The organism is Nocardiopsis dassonvillei subsp. dassonvillei DSM 43111 (genome assembly GCF_000092985.1).
Classification (GTDB): Bacteria; Actinomycetota; Actinomycetes; order Streptosporangiales; family Streptosporangiaceae; genus Nocardiopsis; species Nocardiopsis dassonvillei.
The window spans coordinates 3,399,126-3,419,180 of the sequence record NC_014210.1 but is presented as its reverse complement, the minus strand read 5'-3'; the positions used below and the strand labels follow the sequence as shown (position 1 = coordinate 3,419,180).

The following is a 20,055-nucleotide window of genomic DNA, read 5'->3' as shown; positions in this document are numbered from 1 at the left end:
CGAGGTGCGAAAGCGCGTGGAACCACCGGGCGTTCTCCCCGCTTCCCAGCCTGCGGCCGGACGGGCCAAGGGGGAACACCAGAAAGCTGACTAAACTCCAAAATCGGGACATTCAGCAAAAAAGCGTGTGCGGAGCGTACCGAAGCCGCCGGACGCGGCGTCCGGACCCCCTGCGGGGCGGGGCCTCCCGGCCTTCCCGACCCGTCCGCGTCCGCCGCCGGGGACCGGTCCCACCCCGGCTGATGTCCGTAAACCTCCGCTATGCTCACCGCATGCCCGGCCCCACCAGCCCCCTCCTCCGGCTCATGTCGGCCGTCGTCCTCCCGGCGCTGCTGATCCTCCTTCCTGTCCTCGGAGCCGCCCCCGCCTCGGCGCAGCCCGAGCCCGGAACCGGGACCCGCGAGGAGCGCGTGACCCCCGCGGAGCACTACGCCGCCCTGCTCGCCGAACAGCCCGAGGGCGCCGCCGTGGTCGTGGACGACGCCCTGGCAGGCCGCTACGACCCGGAGGAGCTGGAGGCCGACCTCCACGACTCCTTCGGCGCCCTGGACGTGCCCTACCACGTCGTCGCCAGCCCCTTCCCCGGCACCGAGCCGCGGTGGGGAGGGGACATGCTGCCCGCCCTGATCGACCGGGTCGGCGCGGACGGCCTCTACGTCCTGCTCCAGCCCGACAGCGTTCCCCTGGCCCGGGCCGCGGGCGCGGACCTGCCGGTGGACGCCGCCTCCGACGCGGTGCGCTACTCCTCCGGGCTGGACTACTACGGCGCCCCGCTCGACGAGGTCGCCGACGCCTTCACGGCGGCCCTGGCCGACCCGGACGCGCAGGCCACGGCCGACCGCCTCCGGCAGGAGTACTCCGCGGAGCAGGACGCCTACCGGAGCCCCACGGCCTGGGAGGAGTTCCTGGAGGACCTGGACCCGACCACGTCGGTCGGGCCCAGCAACCTGGGCTTCCTGGTCAGCACCGCGACCGGCGCGCTGCTCACCCTGTCCCTCTGCCACGTGTGGTGGACACGCCGCAGGGGCGGCAGCACGGTCGCCGCGGTCGCGGTCGCCTCGGTGTTCGGACTGGCCCTGCCCGCCGCCGGTGTGGCCGGAGCCCTGTACTACATGGACAGCGTGCCCCTGGGCGCGAGCGAACGCCCCGATCCCCTGGAGCAGGCCCGGTCGCAGCCGCCCTACGTGACCTCCACCGTGCGCGTGGAACGGGTGGTGGACGGGCTCGGCGGCGGCCCCCTCTACGTGGACCCCCTGAGCCCGCTGTCCCGCGAGGGGCTCGCGGACGTCGCCGAGCGCGCGGAGCGCTCCTCCGTCCCGGTGTACGCGGTCCTCCTGCCGATGGCCGACACCGACGAGAGCGAGGGCGACCCGGCGCGGTTCGCGCACGCGATGCGCCACGTCCTGGGCGAGGACGGCGTCTACGCGGTCATCACCCAGGAGTCCTACGAGGAGACGCCCGAGACGACCGTGCTCGCCTTCGGTACCGACCTGGACTCCTACTACCTGGGCCAGGCGTTGGACGAGGGCGCGGCCATGACCCCGGCTCAGGAGTTCGCCCTGCTGCTGGAGGCGGTGGAGGAGGTTCCGCGCGACCCGGAGGCGGGGGACCCGCCGCCTCCGTACGACAGCTCGGCGACCGTGCCCGAACCGCGGACGACGCGCTTCTGGGAGGACTTCTGGGCCGGAGTGCTGTTCCTGGGCCCCGTCGTCGGCGCGCTCCTGCTGGGCGCGGTGCTGGGGACGGCGGCCCTGGTACGGGCTTCGCGCGTGCGGCGCCGGGTCCGGCCCTCCCCGCGGGTCCTGCGCCGCACGGCCGAGCGCGAGCGCGCGCGGCTGGCCGCCCTGGTCTCCTCCGACCGGGCCGGGCGCCTCCCCGTCTCGATGATGCCCCCCGTCGAGGCGGCGCTGATGGTCATGGACGCCGACCCCGACGACCTCGACCTGGTCGGCGTGGCGGTCGTCTCCCGCAGGGCGCACGCCGCCCTGGCGGACCCCGGCTCCGCCGAGGCCTCCCCGTGCATGGTCAACCCCCTGCACGGCCCCGCCGAGGCGTTCGAACGCGCCGGTCCACGGGAGCGGCGGGGCCTGTTCCCCGTGTGCCGGGCGTGCGCCGACCTGACCGACCAGCAGCGCACGGCCGCCCTGCTGCGCGTGCGCGACGGCGCGGGGACGCGGCGGGACCACCTGTCGATGAACGAACGCGCGTGGGTCGAGTACCGCTTCGGGGCCAAGAACCCCGCGCGTATGGCCGAGAGGCTCCTGGAGGAGATCGATGCCCGCTGATTCCCCACCGGCCCGGTACACGGCGCGGACGCTGGCCGCGACCTGCGCCGTGCTGCTCCTGTACCCCGCGACCGGTGCCCTGGCCCAGGAGTCGGACGCGCAGGACCCCGGCGCCCAAAGCCCACAGGACCGCACCCAGGCCATCGCCGACGCGCTGGAGGAGTCGCCGGTCTACGTCGACCCCGCCTACGAGTCCGCCTTCCCGGCCCAGGACCAGGAGCGGGTCGCCGGGGTCATCGAGTCCTCCGACCTGGACCTGTACGTGATCGCGGTGCCCCTGACGTCCGGCGACGTCTGGAACGGTGACGCGGCCACGCTCGTGTCGGTCGTGCACGACCGCAGGGGCGGCGGCGAGGCGCACTACCTGGCCTACGACGAGGTGTCGGGGTTCCACGGGGAGGACTACGGTCCCGGTGTCCAGGAGGCGGCCCCCGCGCACCACGGGGCCCTGGCCGCCTCCTACGGGACGGACTTCGACGGCTCCATGCTCCAGCAGGCCGACGCGGCCGTGGAGGCCGCGCTGTCCGACGACCCGCGCGCGGCCTACGAGGCGGCCCTCCGGTCCTACGAGGAGGCCAACCCCCACATCACCGGCATGGGCGGGGACGCCGGGCAGGGGAGCGGTCCGGGATCCGGCCCGCTGTTCGCGGTCGGGGCCGTCATCGCGGTCCTGCTCGCGATCCTGTTGGCGCTGTTCGTGCGCGGCCGCCTCACCGCGCGCGTGGGCAGGCGCAGGGCGGCCTCCATCACCCAGCACGCGGCCTTCGACAACGCCGACCGCGCCCAGCTGGACTCCCTGGTCGAACAGGGCGAACGCGACCTCATCGAGGTGGGCGAGCGCCTGAGCCGCATGGACGCGGACCAGGGGTCCGACACCAGGTCGGGCCAGAGCCTCCAGCGCGCCCTGGACGCCCGCTCCGCCGCCGCGGCGGTCCACGACCGGATGGCCGCCGAGGGGGCCACCCTGCCCGACGCCGTGGGCGTGCTCGTGCTGCTCGACATCGCCGAGGACGCGCTGGAGAGCGCGGCCGGGGGCGCGCGCTCCGCCGTCCGGCGCCGCCACTGCTACGCCAACCCGCTGCACGGCACGAACACCAAGGTGACGCCCTGGCGGGAGTTCGGCGGGACGCGCACCATCCGCGTCCCGCTGTGCGCCGACTGCGCCAAGGCCGTCCGCAACCGGGCGCGTCCCGTGGTCCTGCCCGCCGAGCACGAGGGCGCGCCGGTGCCCTACTACGAGGTGCCCGCGGAGGAGAGCGTGTGGGCCGCCACCGGCTACGGCACGCTCACCGACGACCTCGTCCAGCGGGTCCAGCGCGGCGACCACCGGCCCCGGGGGCGGGCCCGCTGACGGTCCGGCCGTGAGGCGGGGAGGTATTCGGACGGGCACGGGGAGAGAACGTTTCGCCCCCGCACGGCATCGGACCACAGGGAACGGGACTTCGGTGCCCGCCCATGTCCCCGGGGCCGGGCCGACCGAAACGTGGCTATAGTTCCCACGGGCCCGTCATGGGTTCGCCGGGGGAAGCGATGACGACGGATACGGGGTGGCCTGGTGGAGGACCAGCACGTCCAGAGGGGTAGCGGCGGGGCGGGTCAGCCCTCCGGCCGCACGGTGGGGAAGTACCGGCTGGTGCGGTCGCTGGGGCGCGGCGGTTTCGGCGAGGTGTTCCTCGGAGAGGACCCCGACGGCGGTCGCGCCGCGGTCAAGATCCTGCACGCCAGCTGGGCGGGGGATCCGGAGATGCGCCGCCGCTTCAGCACCGAGGTCGAGCAGGCCCGGCGTGTGAGCGGGTTCTGCATCGCCGCGATCCTGGACGCCGACCCCGGGGCCGCCGAGCCGTGGATCGCCACCGAGTTCATCGACGGTCCCACGCTCCAGCGCGCCGTGGCCACCGCGGGCCCGCGCAGCGGCGTCGAACTGCACCGCCTGGCCGTCTCCACGGCCACCGCGCTGGCCGCGATCCACGCGGCCGGGGTCGTGCACCGCGACCTCAAACCCGACAACATCATGCTGGCCGCGGACGGGCCGCGCGTGATCGACTTCGGTATCGCCCGCGCGGTCGAGACCACCTCGGTCACCGCCAGCGGTGTGGTGGGCACGATCGGGTACATGGCGCCCGAGCAGCTGGAGGGCATGCGGCTGACCTCGGCGGTGGACATCTTCTCCTGGGGGTCGGTGATGGTCTACGCCGCCACCGGTCACGAGGCCTTCCCCGGACCGACACAGGCCTCCCGCATCGCCCGCATCCTGGGCGGCGAGCCCGACCTCGGCCCCCTCGCCGAGCCGCTGGCCGGGATCGTCCGCACCTGCCTGGACAAGGACCCCGACCGCCGCCCCGACGCCACCACCCTGCTCAACCTGCTGATCTCCGCGCCCGCCGAGGGCACGGCCGCGCGCCCGGCGACGGGCGACGGCGGCACCCGCGTCCTGCCTCCGGCCGACGCGAGCACCCGGTGGGAGAGCGATCCCACCCGCGTGGCCCCCGATGAGCACCCGCGGACCCATGCGACCCGCGTGGCCCCTCCGGTCCCGGTGGACCCGACCAGGGTCGCTCCCGCGGACGCCGCGAGGGTGGACGCGACCCGCGCCTACACGCAGATGGCCTCGGGCGCCGCCGCGGCCGGTCTGGCACCGCCGTCCGCGCCGCCGTACTCCACGGCCCCGCCGCCCCACACCCCGGCGTCCGGGGCGGGTGCGGTGAGCGGCCCCCCCACCCCGCCGCCCTACTCCCGGGCGTTCGGGGCGGGTGCGGTGAGCGGTCCCCACACCCCGCCGTACCGGTCGGGCGTGCCCCCGTACCACTTCCACGGCATCCGCTTCACCGACCCGGGCGAGCTGGCCGAGGCCATGCAGCAGAACTGGAGCGCGGCCGTCCAGGTCTTCAGCGACCCGGCCGAACGGGCGGCCCTGGGCGCCTGGCTCGTCAACGACCTCGGCGACACCACGGTGGACCGGTCCCTGTTCCGGGGACACGTCAACAACGACGCCAACCTGGCGCTGGCCTCGTTCGTCTCACAGCTGCGTCCCGACCTGCCGCCGATCTTCCGCGGCCGGGGCGCCACCGTGGCCGAGCTGGGTGAGATGTTCGACGACCCGCGCCCGCTGCTCACCGGTGCGCCCAAGGCCAACGAGATGGTCCTGATTGCCCGCCCGAGCGTGCTCAGGACCATGGGCGCCCACCACGGCGCCGACTCCGGCGACCTGATGCGGCTCGCCGATCAGCTCGACGAGGCCGAACGGGCCGCCAACGCCTTCCAGGAGCAGCTGACCGGAGAACTGGAGGGCTGGCGCGCGGCGCGCGTCAACGTGAGCGCCGCCCTCATCCTGGCCTTCCTGCTGCGCCCCGAGCGCCTGGTGCCGCCCGGCGACGGCGGCGACACGGGCCTGGGGGAGTGGGTGTCGATCCTCTGGGGCCGCGTCGAGAGCGCGCCGACGCCCGTCAGCGCCGGGTACGCGGCCGTGGTCTACGGCGCCCTGTCGACCATGCGGTCGCTGGCCGAGCAGAGGCGGAGCTGGGAGACCCGGCACAACAAGGTCAGCGCCGACCACGCCGACCTGCGCCGCGGGGTCAGGCTCCAGGAGCGCCTGCTCCTGGGGCTGCGGCTCTGCCGGTTCGCCGTCTTCGGCATCCCCGCCGGTCTGCTCGTCGGGATGGCGACGGGCAACGGTCTGGAGGGGCCCGCCGGTCTGCTCATGTCCGTGGGCCTGCTCGGTCTGGTCGGGGCCATCGCCCTGGAGGTGACCGTGCGGGTCGTCTCCGGCGGCGTGGCCCGGCGCAACCAGCGCTCCCAGGAGCTCAACGGCGCGGCGGCGCAGCTGCCGCAGCTGACGTCGGGCGTCGCCCGTATCCAGGGCGACCTGCGCAGGGCCAGGGAGATCTGCGGGCGGAGCTGACCCGCGCCGCGCGGGCCGGACCCGGACACGGGCGCCCGCGCCGTGCGGTCCGCACCGGGGTCCGGCGCGGCCTCCGCCGCCCCGCGGAGCGGTCGTGCCAGAGTGGGGACCGTGCGCAGAGCAGGAGGCGGTCCGGGGCGTCCCGTGCGCCTGGGGGCGTTCCTGGTGTTCGTGGTCCTGCTCCAGTTCGGGTACCCGGTCACCCTCCACGGACCCGTCTGGACGGGGCTCTACCTGGTCGCCTACGTGGGCGTGGTGCTCTCCGGCGTCGTACTGGTGCGCGGGGCGCACGACCGGATCGCCCCCACCGCCGCCACGGGCGCGGCGCTGCTCTGCTGCGCGGCCTGGGTCGGCGCGACGGGCGGCGGGGGCGCGGCGCTGGTGTCGATGTTCGCGGCGGGAGCGGCCTTCCAGCTCGCGCTCATGTACTCCCTGCTGCGGTTCGTCTACCGCCGGAGCCGGACCCACGAGCTGGAGATCGTCCTGGCGGCGGTGTGCGTCTACCTGCTGCTCGGCGGTCTGTTCACCACGGTGTTCGGCGCCCTGGAGAGCCTGTGGCCCGGGAGCTTCGCCGACTCAGCGCACCCGGGGGCCCGGGTCACCTGGCAGCAGTTCGTCTACTTCTCCTACGTCACGCTGGCCACCACGGGCTACGGTGACGTCGTGCCGGTCTCGGCGTGGGCGCGCTCGCTGTCCGCGGCCGAGGGCGTGGTGGGGACGCTGTTCCTGACCACGGTCGTGGCCCGCCTCGTCGGCGCCTTCACCGGCCCGCGCCGGGAGGAGGGCCGCGCGGTCACCGGTTGACCGGTCCGGCCCAGGGGCGCGGGGCGCCGGGAACGGCCAGGGAGTCCAGGCGGGCGGCGATGGCGGCGCGCGCGGCGGCGTAGGGGGTCTCCAGGTCGTCCTCCAGCAGGGAGAACGAGTTGGCGGTCTCCATGAAGGCGCGCAGTTCGAAGGCCAGCAGCGCGGGGTCGGCCCCCCCGGAGAGCTCGCCCAGCTGGCGGGCGTCCTCCGCGGTGCGCGCGAGCAGGTCACGCCACTGGCGGCTGCTCTCCCGCAGCGCGTCGCGGACGCGCCCGGGCCGGGACTCGAACTCGGCGATGGCGGTGTAGAACAGGCAGCCGCCCCGGAACACGCGCCCGCGCGAGTAGCCGATCCAGTCCACGCACAGCCGCCACAGCCGCTCCACTCCGGGGCGCACCTCCAGGGCGTCGCGCACCACGTGCCGGACGAAGACGGCGCGTCCGGCCTCCAGGGTGGCCAGCTGCAGCTCCTCCTTGGAACCGAAGTGGGCGAACACCCCGCTCTTGCTGACCCCGAGTTCCTTGGCGAGCCGCCCCAGGGAGAGGCCCTCCAGGCCCTCCACCGACGCCGTGTGCACCGCGTGCTCCAGCACGGCCCTGCGGGTCTGGTCGCCCCGTTGCAGCCGTCCGTCGGTCCGTGCGGTCATACGCGCCCTTCCCCCGGGTTTCGCCCGTAGGGGCGAAGAGTGAACGGTCGGTCGTTTACGCCATCAGGATACAAGCCTCTTGACGGAGGCGTCATGCCAAACAAATAATACGATCGTTCGTATAATTTTATGGCGCCAGTCTCCCCACCGGAAGAGAGCCCCCCCCCCGTGAACACCACCCGTCTCGTCGGCACGGCCCTCAACGCGGCCGCCGTGCCCGCCCCACGCCTGGCAGGCAGGCTGCTGCGCCGGCTGTGGTCCCACGCGGGCCGCCCGCGCGCCGTCGCCGCCGCCGACCTGGACCTGCACGAGCGGGCCCGCGTCCAGACCCTGCGGGTACGCGGATGGGAGGTGGCCGCCTACTCCTGGGGCGACGGCGCGCTCCCCGTCCTGCTCGTCCACGGCTGGAGGTCGCGCGCCTCCCGCTTCGCGCCGCTCGTCCGGCGGCTGCTCGACCTCGGCTACAGCCCCGTCTCCTGGGACGCGCCCGGCCACGGGGCCACACCCGGACCGGTGGGCACCATCCTGGACGCGCGCGAGATCATGGGCCTGCTCCAGTCCCGCCACGGGCGCTTCGCGGCCGTCGTCGCGCACTCCCTGGGCGCGCCCTTCGCCGTGCACGCCCTGCGCGAGGGGATCGAGGCCGACCGGGCGGTCCTGGTGGCCGGGGTGTCGGACTTCGCCTTCACCGTCCACACCTTCGCCGCGGCGCTCGGCCTGGGCCCCCGCGCCGTCGCGGCCCTGCGCCGGGCGGTCGAGGGACACCACTTCGGGGGCGATCCGACCGTGTGGACCCGCTTCTCCGCGGGAGAGGGGGCCGCCCTCACCCAGCCGCTCCTGCTGCTGCACGACGAGCACGACACCGTCGTCCCCGCGGCGCAGTCACACCTGACGCTGGCCGCCCACCACGGGCGCGCGCGCCTGGTCACCACCTCGGGCCTGGGGCACAGCGCGCTGCTCCGCGACCCGGCCGTGCTCGACGCCATCACCGGGTTCGTCCGTGAGCCCGGCGGACCGGCCAGGGGCGAGGGGGAGGTGCCGGGAGCGGTCGGGGCCTGACCGCACCCGGCGGCCGGTCACCGGGCGGGGTTGGCGACCACCGCGTCGGCGTGCTCCCGGGGGCGGTCGCGCCGGTGGAACGCCTCCTCCTGCTCCGCCCACGTCCGCCGGTGCGGCGCGTAGACCGACGCGTCCCACCGGCCGTCCAGCCGCCGCGCGCGCTCGTCGTCGGGCGCCTCCACCCACACCAGCAGGTCCAGCAGGCCGCGCACGGCGGCGGCACCGGAACCGCCGCCCTCCACCACGAGGACCCCGCCCGCCGCCACGTCGCCGGGCAGCGCCGTCCACTCCCGTGCGAACGCCCCCCGCTCCCAGTCGTAGCGCCGCCAGGCCGCCCGCTCCCCGCGCGAGAGCGGGGCCAGGACCCACTCGCGCAGCAGCTCCGAGCCCTCCTCCAGGCCCCGCCACCCCGGGTAGAGGTCCTCCATGGTCAGCAGGGCCGCGGCCTCGCCCCGCCGGACCAGCGCCGCGCGCAGCGCGTCGGCCACCGTGCTCTTGCCCGCGCCCGAGCGGCCCTCGACCGCCACGGCGCGCGTTCGGCCCGGGGCCGAGGCGGGCGGCGGCACCGCCTCGGCCAGGAGGTCGGCCCACCCCGGCTCGGCGGTGCTGATGCGTGCTCTGCTCACCTTCGGACCCTAACGCGGCGGATGCGAAGTTCCAGCTTGCGTTCATTGCTTGTAGCATTCCTCGCGACAGCGCCGAAACGCGGCCACGAAAGCAGGGGGAGGGGCACCTGGTGACCGAGGCCGCCGCGACACCGGGATCACAGTCAGCCCTGCGCCGGGCCAACGAGCGGCGGGTCGTGGACGTGCTGCGCAGGGAGGGCACCCGAACCCAGGCCGAGCTGGCCCGGGCCACCGGCCTGTCCGCGGCCAGCGTCTCCAACATCGTCCGCGGCCTGCGCGCCGCCGGGACGGTCCTGGTGCGCGACACCTCCTCCAACGGCCGCCGGGCCAAGGCGATCACCCTCGTGCGCCAGCCCGGCGCGGTCGTGGCCGTGGACTTCACCGCCGACAGCGTCCGCGTCGCGGTGGGCGACAGCGACGGCAACATGCTGGCCCGCGAGGAGATCGGCTACGACGTGGCCTCCGACGCCGAGCGCGGGGTGCGCCGCGCCGCCTGGCTGGCCGAGACCATCCTGCTGCGCAGCCGGGTCGACCGCGGCACCGTGTCCTCGGTGGTGGCCTCCATCCCGGGGCCGATCGACCCCGGCACCGGCGAGGTCGGCGGTATCTCCTGCCTGCCCCGCTGGGCGGGCTTCCGCCCCGCCAGGGAGCTGACCGAGCGGCTGGGCCTGGAGGTGCTGGCCGAGAACGACGCCAACCTCGCGGTCCTGGCCGAACAGCACCGGGGCGCGGGTGTGGGCGCCGAGCACGTGGTCCACCTGGTCCTCAACGACGGCGTGGGCGCGGGCATCATGATGTCGGGCCAGCTCTTCCGCGGCGCGGGCGGCACGGCCGGGGAGATCGGGCACATCGCGCTGGACCCGCGCGGGCACGTGTGCCGCTGCGGCAACCGGGGCTGCCTGGAGACCTTCGTCGGCGCGAGCTACCTGCTGGACATGCTGCCGCAGAACACCGACGTGGCCCGCGGCCCCGACCCCGTCCGGATCCCGGACATGGTGGCCGCGGCGCTGGAGGGCGACCCCGGCAGCCGCCGCATCATCGCCGAGGCGGGCACCGCGCTGGGCCAGGGCACGGCGATCGTGGCCAACCTGTTCAACCCGGACCGGGTCGTCGTGGGAGGGGAACTGGCCCAGGCCGGTGACCTGCTGCTGGATCCGATGCGCCGGTCGATGGAGCTGGGCTCGCTGAGCAGCGCCCTGGACCGGCTCGAACTGGTGCCGAGCGCGCTGGGCAGGGACGCCTCGCTGTACGGGGCGCTGCGCATGGCCGCCCAACAGGTGAAGTCAGCTTCTTGGTCCTGAAGGGACCGAGTGTGCGGTTGCACTACCCCGCTGGGCGCGAGGGAGTTGACCGCGTCTGACCCGACCGCTCCGTTAGGGGTGGCCGGGTGGGACGTGTGACTTCCGCCCCGCGTTCCACGCCTCCTGGCACCTGCGGGCCAGGACACGGGAAGCATTGCGGTCCGCGTGCGCAACGACGCCGCACGACCGGCAGATGAACAAGGCCTGTGAGACCCGGTTGGCCCTGTGAGTGTAGGAGCATGCGGCGCACTCGCGTGAGGAGTGCGCCGGGTCCACGAAGACCACCGGCACACCTTTCAGGCGGGCCTTGTAGGCGATGAAGGCGCCCAGCTGGTGGAAGGACCAGGAGTGCAGCGTGGCCCGTTGGGGCCTGCGTTGCCGTACCCGCGCGCGAATCCCCGTCAGGTTTTCGAGGGAAATGCCGCGCCCGGTGCGTTCGGCCTCGGCCACGATGCGTTTGGAGATCTGGTGGTTGGTGTCGGCATGCCGTGCTTCTTTGCGGCGGCGCTTCCTGAGCAGGCGCTTGGCGGAGCGGGTGCCCTTGGCCTGCAACTTCTGGCGCAGCCTGAGCCGGCGGCGGCGGTACCGGTTGATCCTGCGCCCGGCCATGACCTGGCCGTCGCTGGTGGTGGCGATGTTGATGATCCTCAGGTCCACCCCCACGAACCCGTCCGGCTCCTGCTCGGGGGCGTCGGGCACCTCCACGGTCACCGCGAGGAACCAGGCGCCGTCGCGGCGGAGCAGGTCGGCCTCACCGCGCTTGTGCCCGGCCAGCGCCTTGACCTGGTCGGCAGAACCGGTGAACGGCACGTCCTGCAACCGGCCCTGGAAGGTCCACAGCGAGATCGTGCGCGCGTCCATCGCGAACGACAGGTCGCGCGCGTCGTAGGGGTGCGCCGAGCCCGCGCGGAAGGCAATGGGTGTGGACCCGATCCGCGTGCGGCGGACTGATCCCTTCGGCCCGTAGTCGCCGTTGTCCAGATTGGCGCGGCGGGTGCGGTAGGCGTCGCACACCTTCTTGATCACGTGTCGGGCCGCCTGTGAGCCCACCTCGGCCGCACGCAGCTGCCGGTAGGTGTGCTTGCGCAGCTCGTAGTCGCGCATCACGCCCTGCTCGTGGGCCACCTTCGCCACCCGGGTGGCGTGGGTGTTGAGCGCGCGCAGGGTCGAAGCCAGCACCGCCGCCTGCTCGGGCGACGGCGTGAGCCCGAGCTGCACGACGATCTTCGACACGCCCGCCATCGTGCACCCGGCCAGTGACAGACCGCAGTCAAAGCAGTCCATGGTGTCCCCATCACTGGCGGACCGATGGGGCGTGCGCGGTGATTCCTCCGGGGGATGAGGCCCCGGGGTTCCTCGCCAAGGCGAAGCTGATTCCCGTACCACCGGTGACGCCGAGGCGTCGAGCGGTGGCGCCGCGTTCCCGTGGCGGGGGAGCGCGGGCCCCCGGCGGGGACCCGAAGCAGGTCGGGCGGCGGGCGGCCCCCGGGCCCGACGAGGTGCTCACGTAGGCTGACGAGGCGGCGAACGCCGAGGTCAGTGCCGGAACGGGCCGTCACTCGGTAAAAACCGAAACTCCTTCACGTGAGCTCACACGACCAGAACTCCGCTCTGGCCTGCGTTTTCCGTGATTTCACGCTCTGAACGCAAGGTCCGTGATGTTTCGGTTATGTGTTCAGGAGTTGACGGCAAGGTGGCGGCGGGGTTTGACTTCACTCCACCACTCGCGAGTTCCACCGCCCCATCCCCCGTCATGAGAGGTACCCAGCGTTGAACGCACGACGCTTCACACCGCGGCACACGACTGCCGGCTTCGCCGCCGCGGGAGCCGCTCTCGCCCTCCTCGTCTCCGGTTGTGGCTCGCTCACGACCACCGGCGGCGAGGCCGAGCAGGAGACCCACACCGTGGAGGAGGGCTTCCACGTCGGACTGCTCCTGCCCGACCTGCACACGGCCCGCTACGAGGCCTTCGACCGCCCCTTCTTCGAGGAGGCGATGGGCGAACTGTGCCCCAACTGCGAGATCTCCTACGCCAACGCGGACCAGTCCGTGAGTGAGCAGCAGACCCAGGCCCAGGCCATGCTGACCGACGGTGTGGACGTGCTGGTCCTGGACCCGGTGGACGCCGCCGCCGCGGCCGGGACGGTCAACGAGGCCAAGTCCCAGGGCGTGCCCGTGATCGCCTACGACCGCCTCGCCGAGGGCGGCGCGGACATGTACGTCTCCTTCGACAACAACCGCGTCGGCCAGGTCCAGGCCGAGTCGCTGCTGGAGGCCCTGGAGGAGGAGGGCAGCACCGGTGACGGCTCGATCGTGGTCATGCACGGCTCGCCCACCGACCCCAACGCCGCCATGGCCGTCGGCCTGGCCACCGGCGAGGACCCCGAGCTGGGCGAGCACACGCTCACCGAGGTCGAGGACGGAGGCGGCGAGACCGTCCCCGCCGTCCTGCTGGAGCCGATCGCGGTCACCGCGGAGAACGTCGGCGACACGGTCGTCTCGGACGGGATCTACAGCATCGAGGAGATCTGCACCGACGACTACGCCGACACGGACTTCTGCCAGGAAGCCCTGTAGAGCCGGTGCGGACGTTCCGGGCCCGGAACGGCGGGGCGCCCCGCCGCCCCGCCGTCCCAGGCCAGGGCGAGAGAAGAGAAGCGAACGCATGAGCACACCAGTCCTGGAACTGTCCGGGATCTCCAAGACCTTCGGCGCCGTCCGCGCCCTGAGCGACGTCGACTTCCACGTCGGCGAGGGCGAGGTCGTCGCCCTGCTCGGCGACAACGGCGCCGGCAAGTCCACGCTGGTCAAGGTCATCTCCGGAGCGCACCCCGCCGACAGCGGCGGTGTCATCACCTGGGACGGCAAACCGGTCAGCATCAACGCCCCCTCCGACGCCCAGCGCCTGGGGATCGCCACCATCTACCAGGACCTCGCCCTGTGCGACAACCTGGACATCGTCGGCAACCTCTTCCTGGGCAACGAGAAACTGCACTTCCCGGGCACCCTCGACGAGGTCGAGATGGAGGGCCGGGCCATGGAGCTGCTGGACTCGCTGTCCGTGCGCATCCCCAGCCTGCGCGTCCCGGTGGCCTCCCTCTCCGGCGGCCAGCGCCAGATCATCGCCATCGCCCGCTCCCTGCTGGGCAAGCCGCGCGTGGTGATGCTCGACGAGCCCACCGCCGCCCTGGGCGTCGCCCAGACCGCCCAGGTCCTCGACCTCATCGAGCGCCTGCGCGACCAGGGCCTGGGCGTGCTGCTGATCAGCCACAACATGGCCGACGTGCGCGCGGTGGCCGACCGCGCCGTGGTCCTGCGCCTGGGCCGCAACGCCGGGAACTTCCCCGTCGCCGAAACCAGCTACGAGGAGATCGTGGCCGCCATCACCGGTGCCGCCGACAACCCGGTCAGCCGCCGCTCCGAGCGCACCGGCGCCTCGGCCCTGGCCACGGAGGACAAGTGATGACCCAGCAGACCCCCGTCTCCAAGGCGCCCGCCACGGGTGCGGGCGGCTCCGCCGAGTCCAAGCGCGACCCGCGCCTGCTGACCACGGCGGCCTCGCCCAAGGGCTGGCTCGACGCCCTGCGCCGCAACCTGCGCGGCGGCGAACTGGGCCCGATCCCCGTGGTCGTCGGCCTGATCCTCATCGCCGTCGTCTTCCAGTCGGCCAACGACCGGTTCCTGTCGCCGCAGAACCTGTCCAACCTGACGGTGCAGATCGCCGCCATCGGCCTGATGACCACCGGCGTGATCATGGTCCTGCTGCTCGGCGAGATCGACCTGTCCATCGGCTCGGTCGCCGGACTGGCCGCCGCGGTCCTGGGCGTGCTGGCCGTCAAACAGGGCGTCTCGGAATGGCTCGCGATCGGCGCGGCCCTGGCCGTCGGCCTCGTGGTGGGCCTGCTCCACGGCGTCGTCTTCGCCAAACTCGGGGTACCGGCCTTCGTGGTCACCCTCGCCGGACTGCTGGGCTGGCAGGGCCTGCACCTGTACCTGATGGGCGCCGACGGCACCATCAACACCAGCCCGAGCGGGCCGATCTCGCTGCTGACGCAGACCTTCTTCGTCCCGGTGGTGGGCTGGGCGCTCGCCGTCCTGGCCGTCGTCCTGTACGTGGTCTCCGTGGCGGCGGTGGAGCGGCGCAGGCGCCAGGCCAACCTGCCCTACAAGCCCTGGACCGAGATCCTCTTCCGGGCGGCCCTGCTGTTCGTGCCGATCCTGGTCGCGGTGTGGGTGCTCAACCAGTACAAGGGCGTGCCGCTGGCCTTCCTGATCTTCGTGGGCTTCGTGGTCGTGCTCGACCTGGTCCTGCGCAAGACCCGCTACGGCCGCATGGTCTACGCCGTCGGCGGCAACGCCGAGGCGGCGCGCCGCGCCGGCATCAACGTGGACATGATCCGCATCTCGGTGTTCGGGATCGCCTCCGCCCTGGCCGCCCTGGGCGGGATCATGCTGACCTCGCGCAACTTCGCGGCGAGCGTGGCCACCGGCGGCGGCGAGGAGCTGATGATGGCCATCGCCGCCGCGGTCATCGGCGGCACCAGCCTCTTCGGCGGGCGCGGCAACGCCTACTCCGCCCTGCTGGGCGGCCTGGTCCTGGGCGCGATCACCTCCGGCCTGCTGCTGCTCCAGATGGACACCTCGGTCCGGTTCATGATCACCGCCGCCGTCCTGCTGATCGCGGTCATCCTGGACTCGGTCTCCCGCCGGGGACGCAAGACCCACGCCAGGGGAGGCGCCTGACCGGCACGGCGACGCGAGCCACCCCCGGGCGCGGACGGCGCCCACTCCCCGCCGTCCCCGTCCCCTCCCGCCCGGCCCGGCGCCCCAGGCGCCGGGCCGGGCCCTCGTGCGGCCCGCCGTGCCCGGTGCCGCCGCCCCTGCCCGCGCGGGGCCGGGAGCGGGGGGTCCGGCGCGCGGGGCGAGCCGCTGCCGGGCAGGGCGATGACCGCTCTTCGGGGGCGCCCGTGCACGGAAGGCCCCGAAACCGAGGGTGGTGAACGGCCTCCGGAAGGCGCTGCTAGCTTCGCGGGAGAGACCACCGGGCCGCGCCGCGGGGCGCGTTCGCCGTGCCTTGCGGCCGGTCCGCCACGCGCCCACGGCGCCGCGCCGCGGCGTACGGGGCGGGCACCACCCCGGGAGAGACATGCGCAGGATCCTCGTCGTCGGAGCCGGACAGTCCGGACTCCAGCTGGCCGTCGGCCTGCTGGGCGAGGGGTACGAGGTGACCCTGGCCACCGAGGCCGGGCCTGAGGAGGTCCGCGCCGGGCGGGTCACGTCCACGCAGTGCCTCTTCGGCCCCGCCCTGCGCCGCGAGCGCCGCCACGGCCTCGCCTTCTGGGACGACCGCGCGCCCGCCGTCCGCGGCGTCGGGTTCCGCGTGGCCGACCGCGCCGGGGCGGGCGCCCCCGCCCTGTCCTGGGTCGGCGCGCTGGACGAGCACGCCCAGTCGGTCGACCAGCGGCTCAAGATGTCGGCCTGGCTCGACCTGTTCGTCCGGCGCGGCGGCGCCCTCCTGCGCGGGCGCGTCCTGGCCGAGGACCTGGAACGGCTCGCCGCCGACCACGAACTCACCGTCGTCGCCTCCGGGCGCGGCGCGCTCTCCGAGGTCTTCCCCCGCGACACCCGGCGCTCGCACTTCCGGTCCCCGCAGCGCTCCCTGGCGCTGGCCTACGTGACCGGCGCCGGGCCCCACCCCGACGGGCCCGTGCTCAGCCGCACCGTCGTCCCCGGCGCGGGGGAGGTCACCACCCTGCCCACCTACTCCCTGGCCGGGGTCTGCGAGGCCGTCATGGTCGAGGCGGTGCCCGGCGGCCCCCTGGACCGGCCGCTGCCCCCCGGCGCCTCCGGCGAGGAGGTCCTCGCGGGCCTGCTGGACGTGCTGTACCGCGAGGCGCCCTGGGAGTACGAGCGCCTGGCCCACGCCCGCCTCGCCGACCCGGGGGCGGCCCTGCGCGGCGGCTACGCGCCGGTGGTGCGCGAACCCGTCGCCCGCCTGGCGAACGGAACCCCCGTCCTGGGCATGGCGGACTCCGTGGTCGCCAACGACCCCGTCACCGCGCAGGGGGCCAACATGGCCTCCTTCGGCGCCGAGGTCTACCGCCGCGCCGTCGTCGACCACGGACGTCGGCCCTTCGACGAGGCCTTCATGCGCTCGGCGTTCGCCGCCTACTGGCGCCTGGCCAGCCAGGTGACCGCGTGGAGCAGGGTCCTGCTCACCGCTCCGCCGCACCTGGAGGAGCTGTACCGCCTCGCCGCGCGCCACCAGGAGACGGCCGACCGCTTCGCCAACTGCTTCAGCGACCCCGGCGACCTGATCGGGTGGTTCCTGCACCCCGAACGGGCACTGGCCTACGTGGACGGCGTCCGGCGCGCCGAACCCGCACGGTCATCCCATCTCCCTATCTCCTGAACCCGGTCGGGACGGTGGGGATGTAGCGTCGCACGCCGTGCCCGTAGAACTCTCCGCCGCCTCCTTCCTGGCCCCCAGCGGCCACGGTCTGCTCGCCCCCACCGACGTGGCGGCGTTCGTCGTCGCCGCGGCGGTCGCCGTCCTCCTCGGGGCCGCGGTGCAGAGCACCGTCGGCCTCGGCCTCGGGCTGGTCGCCGCGCCCGTCCTGTCCTTCCTGGACCCCACCCTCGTACCGGGGGCGCTCCTGGTCGCCGTGATCGTCCTGCCCGGACTCACGCTCCTGCAGGAGTGGCGGCACGTGGACTGGCGCGGCCTCGCCTGGGGGCTGCCCGCGCGCCTGCCCGGAACCGCCCTGGGGGTGTGGGTGGTGGCCGTCCTGGAGCCCCGCGCCCTGGCGGGCGCGGTCGGGGCGATGGTGCTGGTGGCCGTCGCCCTCTCGCTCTGGTCCCTGCGGGTGCGCATCACCCCCGTCTCGCTCGTGGCGGCCGGAACCCTGTCCGGGCTCACCGGCACCGCCACCACGATCGGCGGCCCGCCCATGGCGCTGCTCTACCAGTACGAGGAGCCCGCCCGGGTCCGCGCCACCCTGGCCGCGTTCTTCCTGCTGGGCGGCGCGGTCTCGCTGGCGGCCCTGGCCCTGGGCGGCCAGATGGACGCCCGGACCGCCGCCGTCGGGGCCTGCGCGATCCCCCTCGTGGTCGCGGGCTTCTTCGCCGGGACCGCGCTGCGCCGCCGCGTCGACGCCGGGCGGCTGCGCGCTGCCCTGCTGGCGGTGGTGGCGGCCTCCGCGCTGGGGCTGCTCGCCCAGGCCTTCCTGGGCTGACGCGCGGCCACCGCTCCGGGAACCGAGTAATGTACGCGAAAACCCGGTAACCGGACGGCACGGGCGTTGCATGGGCCGCTCCCGCGCGGGGTTGGGTAGGACCCGTGGACGTACGCCCATAAACTCGGGTATGGATACCTGCCGGTAGCCAGGACCGGCCCACGTCAGGGGCACGGGACGGCAAACTCAACGGACACGCGGGACGAGGGGACTGACGAGACAGTGGCACTGTTCGAGTCGATACACAATCCGGAAGCGCTCAAGAGGCTTCCGGCCGACCAGCTCCCTGCGCTGGCACAGGAGATCCGGGACTTCCTGGTCGACTCCTGCTCCCAGACCGGCGGGCACCTGGGCCCCAGCCTCGGCGTCGTCGAGCTGACCATCGCGCTGCACCGGGTCTTCGACTCCCCGAAGGACCCCATCATCTTCGACACCGGGCACCAGGCCTACGCGCACAAGGTGCTCACCGGCCGCCACGACTTCACCAACCTCAAGTCCGAGGGCGGCCTGTCCGGATACCCCTCCCGCGCAGAGTCCGAGCACGACTTCGTCGAGAACTCCCACGCCTCCACCGCGCTGTCCTACGCCGACGGCATGGCCAAGGCCAACGAGGTGCGGGGCCGCACGGACCGCACCGTGGTCGCCGTCATCGGCGACGGCGCCCTCACCGGCGGCATGGCCTGGGAGGCGCTCAACAACATCGCCGAGCGCAGGGACCGGCGCCTGGTCATCGTGGTCAACGACAACGGCCGCTCCTACTCGCCCACCATGGGCGGTCTGGCCGACCACCTCGCCTCCCTGCGCATGGCCCCCGGCTACGAGCAGGCCCTGGACCTGGCCAAGACCACCCTCAACCGCACGCCCGTGGTCGGCCAGCCCCTCTACGAGGCGCTGCACGGCATCAAGAAGGGCCTCAAGGACGCCATCCAGCCGCAGATGATGTTCGAGGACCTGGGCCTGAAGTACCTCGGTCCCATCGACGGCCACGACGAGCAGGCCCTGGAGAAGGCGCTGCGCCGCGCCCGCGACTTCGGCGGCCCGGCGATCGTCCACTGCATCACCCAGAAGGGCAAGGGCTACGCCCCGGCCGAGAACCACGACGAGGACCAGTTCCACGCCCCCGGCCCCTTCGACGTGGCCACCGGCCAGGCCAAGCCCGGCCCCAAGGCCGTCAAGTGGACCTCGGTCTTCGCCGACACCATGGTGGAGATCGGCGCCGAGCGCCCCGACGTGGTGGCCATCACCGCCGCCATGCTCCACCCCACCGGCCTCAACAAGTTCGCCGAGGCCTACCCCGAGCGCACCTTCGACGTGGGCATCGCCGAGCAGCACGCCGCCACCGCGGCCACCGGCATGGCCATGAACGGCCTGCACCCGGTCGTGGCCGTCTACGCCACCTTCCTCAACCGCTGTTTCGACCAGGTGCTCATGGACGCCGCCCTGCACCGCCAGGGCGTCACCTTCTGCCTGGACCGCGCCGGGATCACCGGCAACGACGGCGCCAGCCACAACGGCATGTGGGACATGTCCATCCTCCAGGTGGTCCCGGGCCTGCGCCTGGCCGCGCCCCGCGACGCCGAGCGCCTGCGCGCCCTGGTGCGCGAGGCCGTCGCCGTCGAGGACGCGCCCACCGTCGTGCGCTACCCCAAGGGCGCGGTCGCCGAGCAGCTGGACGCCGTGGGCAGGGTCGGCTCCATGGACCTGCTCCGCCGCGCCGCCGACGGCGGCAACTCCAAGGACCTGCTCATCGTGGGCGTGGGCACCATGGCCCAGGTCGCCTGCGAGGTCGCCGACCGGATGGCCGCCCAGGGGCTGGGCGTCACCGTCATCGACCCCCTGTGGGTCAAGCCGCTGGACGAGGCCCTGGTCGCCGAGGCCGCCGAGCACAGCGTCGTCGCGGTCATCGAGGACAACGGCCGCACCGGCGCGGTCGGCGACGCCGTGGCCCGCCTGCTGCGCGACCACGACGTGGACATGCCGGTGCGCACGTTCGGCATCGCGCAGGAGTTCCTGGACCACGCCAAGCGCGACGACATCCTGCGCGAGCAGGGCCTGACCCCCCAGGAGCTGTCCCGCAGCCTCACCGAGACGGTCTCCCGGCACACCGACGGCGCCAAGTCCGCCGGCGAACTGGCCGACGAGACCGCCTGAGCGCACGTGTCCCAGGCAGCCCGGGGGACGCCCCCGGGCTGCCAGAATGG

15 protein-coding genes are annotated in these 20,055 nt (G+C 73.9%); 12 read left to right on the top strand and 3 right to left on the bottom strand.

The genetic code is table 11. The features are described from left to right. The first annotated feature begins 272 nt into the window (after positions 1-272). From NDAS_RS14110 to NDAS_RS14095, 4 genes are all read left to right on the top strand, one after another. Positions 273-2,285 carry a hypothetical protein gene (locus NDAS_RS14110; protein ID WP_041552774.1) on the top strand — a complete coding sequence of 671 codons (2,013 nt, stop codon included), beginning with the start codon at positions 273-275 and terminating at the stop codon, positions 2,283-2,285. After that, complete coding sequence (locus NDAS_RS14105) at positions 2,275-3,636, top strand: hypothetical protein (protein ID WP_013153879.1); 1,362 nt, start codon at positions 2,275-2,277, stop codon at positions 3,634-3,636. Before NDAS_RS14110 ends, NDAS_RS14105 begins: the two co-directional genes overlap by 11 nt. A 204-nt stretch (positions 3,637-3,840) precedes the next feature. Next, entirely contained in the window at positions 3,841-6,183 is a 2,343-nt protein-coding gene (locus NDAS_RS14100) for a serine/threonine protein kinase (protein ID WP_013153878.1), read from the top strand. A gap of 111 nt (positions 6,184-6,294) precedes the next feature. Then, a complete protein-coding gene (locus tag NDAS_RS14095) occupies positions 6,295-6,987 on the top strand; it encodes a potassium channel family protein (RefSeq protein WP_232051680.1) in 693 nt (230 codons plus the stop codon). Here NDAS_RS14095 and NDAS_RS14090 read toward each other — a convergent pair. Beyond that, positions 6,977-7,633 carry a TetR/AcrR family transcriptional regulator gene (locus NDAS_RS14090; RefSeq protein WP_013153876.1) on the bottom strand — a complete coding sequence of 219 codons (657 nt, stop codon included), beginning with the start codon at positions 7,631-7,633 and terminating at the stop codon, positions 6,977-6,979. The two genes, NDAS_RS14095 and NDAS_RS14090, sit on opposite strands and share 11 nt — an antisense overlap. Positions 7,634-7,801: 168 nt before the next feature. Between NDAS_RS14090 and NDAS_RS14085 the strand changes: the two genes are divergently transcribed. After that, on the top strand, positions 7,802-8,692 hold the full coding sequence (locus tag NDAS_RS14085) for an alpha/beta hydrolase (protein ID WP_013153875.1): 891 nt from the start codon (positions 7,802-7,804) through the stop codon (positions 8,690-8,692). 17 nt (positions 8,693-8,709) lie between these two features. Here NDAS_RS14085 and NDAS_RS14080 read toward each other — a convergent pair whose 3' ends face one another. Further along, entirely contained in the window at positions 8,710-9,318 is a 609-nt protein-coding gene (locus NDAS_RS14080) for a uridine kinase family protein (protein ID WP_013153874.1), read from the bottom strand. A gap of 110 nt (positions 9,319-9,428) precedes the next feature. Between NDAS_RS14080 and NDAS_RS14075 the strand changes: the two genes are divergently transcribed. Beyond that, the gene (locus NDAS_RS14075) at positions 9,429-10,619 is read left to right on the top strand and encodes an ROK family transcriptional regulator (RefSeq protein ID WP_013153873.1); all 1,191 of its coding nucleotides are present in this window, start codon (positions 9,429-9,431) and stop codon (positions 10,617-10,619) included. 72 nt (positions 10,620-10,691) lie between these two features. On the opposite strand, the gene NDAS_RS14070 is transcribed toward NDAS_RS14075, so the two are convergent. Continuing rightward, positions 10,692-11,861: an RNA-guided endonuclease InsQ/TnpB family protein gene (locus NDAS_RS14070; RefSeq protein ID WP_041552773.1), complete on the bottom strand. Its 1,170-nt coding sequence runs from the start codon at positions 11,859-11,861 to the stop codon at positions 10,692-10,694. A 528-nt stretch (positions 11,862-12,389) separates the two neighbouring features. On the opposite strand from NDAS_RS14070, the gene NDAS_RS14065 reads away from it, so the two are divergent. The 6 genes from NDAS_RS14065 (at position 12,390) to dxs (ending at position 20,005) form a co-directional block, all read left to right on the top strand. After that, positions 12,390-13,196, top strand: coding sequence for a substrate-binding domain-containing protein (locus NDAS_RS14065; protein WP_013153871.1), 807 nt, complete (start codon positions 12,390-12,392; stop codon positions 13,194-13,196). Positions 13,197-13,284: 88 nt separating this feature from the next. Beyond that, positions 13,285-14,082 carry an ATP-binding cassette domain-containing protein gene (locus NDAS_RS14060; RefSeq protein WP_013153870.1) on the top strand — a complete coding sequence of 266 codons (798 nt, stop codon included), beginning with the start codon at positions 13,285-13,287 and terminating at the stop codon, positions 14,080-14,082. Then, a complete protein-coding gene (locus NDAS_RS14055; RefSeq protein ID WP_013153869.1) occupies positions 14,082-15,362 on the top strand; it encodes a sugar ABC transporter permease in 1,281 nt (426 codons plus the stop codon). Before NDAS_RS14060 ends, NDAS_RS14055 begins: the two co-directional genes overlap by 1 nt. Positions 15,363-15,765: 403 nt before the next feature. Beyond that, complete coding sequence (locus NDAS_RS14050) at positions 15,766-17,031, top strand: styrene monooxygenase/indole monooxygenase family protein (protein WP_013153868.1); 1,266 nt, start codon at positions 15,766-15,768, stop codon at positions 17,029-17,031. A 37-nt stretch (positions 17,032-17,068) separates the two neighbouring features. Next, entirely contained in the window at positions 17,069-17,854 is a 786-nt protein-coding gene (locus NDAS_RS14045; RefSeq protein WP_013153867.1) for a sulfite exporter TauE/SafE family protein, read from the top strand. A gap of 222 nt (positions 17,855-18,076) precedes the next feature. Next, the gene (dxs, locus tag NDAS_RS14040; RefSeq protein ID WP_013153866.1) at positions 18,077-20,005 is read left to right on the top strand and encodes a 1-deoxy-D-xylulose-5-phosphate synthase; all 1,929 of its coding nucleotides are present in this window, start codon (positions 18,077-18,079) and stop codon (positions 20,003-20,005) included. Positions 20,006-20,055 lie beyond the last annotated feature (50 nt).

What these genes read in the sequence shown, in the direction of transcription:
- NDAS_RS14060 (WP_013153870.1), top strand. Translation starts at nt 13,285, where the DNA reads ATGAGCACACCAGTCCTGGAACTGTCCGGGATCTCCAAGACCTTCGGC.
- NDAS_RS14055 (WP_013153869.1), top strand. Translation starts at nt 14,082, where the DNA reads ATGACCCAGCAGACCCCCGTCTCCAAGGCGCCCGCCACGGGTGCGGGC.
- NDAS_RS14105 (WP_013153879.1), top strand. Translation starts at nt 2,275, where the DNA reads ATGCCCGCTGATTCCCCACCGGCCCGGTACACGGCGCGGACGCTGGCC.
- NDAS_RS14050 (WP_013153868.1), top strand. Translation starts at nt 15,766, where the DNA reads ATGCGCAGGATCCTCGTCGTCGGAGCCGGACAGTCCGGACTCCAGCTG.
- NDAS_RS14090 (WP_013153876.1), bottom strand. Translation starts at nt 7,633, where the DNA reads ATGACCGCACGGACCGACGGACGGCTGCAACGGGGCGACCAGACCCGC.
- NDAS_RS14110 (WP_041552774.1), top strand. Translation starts at nt 273, where the DNA reads ATGCCCGGCCCCACCAGCCCCCTCCTCCGGCTCATGTCGGCCGTCGTC.
- NDAS_RS14070 (WP_041552773.1), bottom strand. Translation starts at nt 11,861, where the DNA reads ATGGCGGGCGTGTCGAAGATCGTCGTGCAGCTCGGGCTCACGCCGTCG.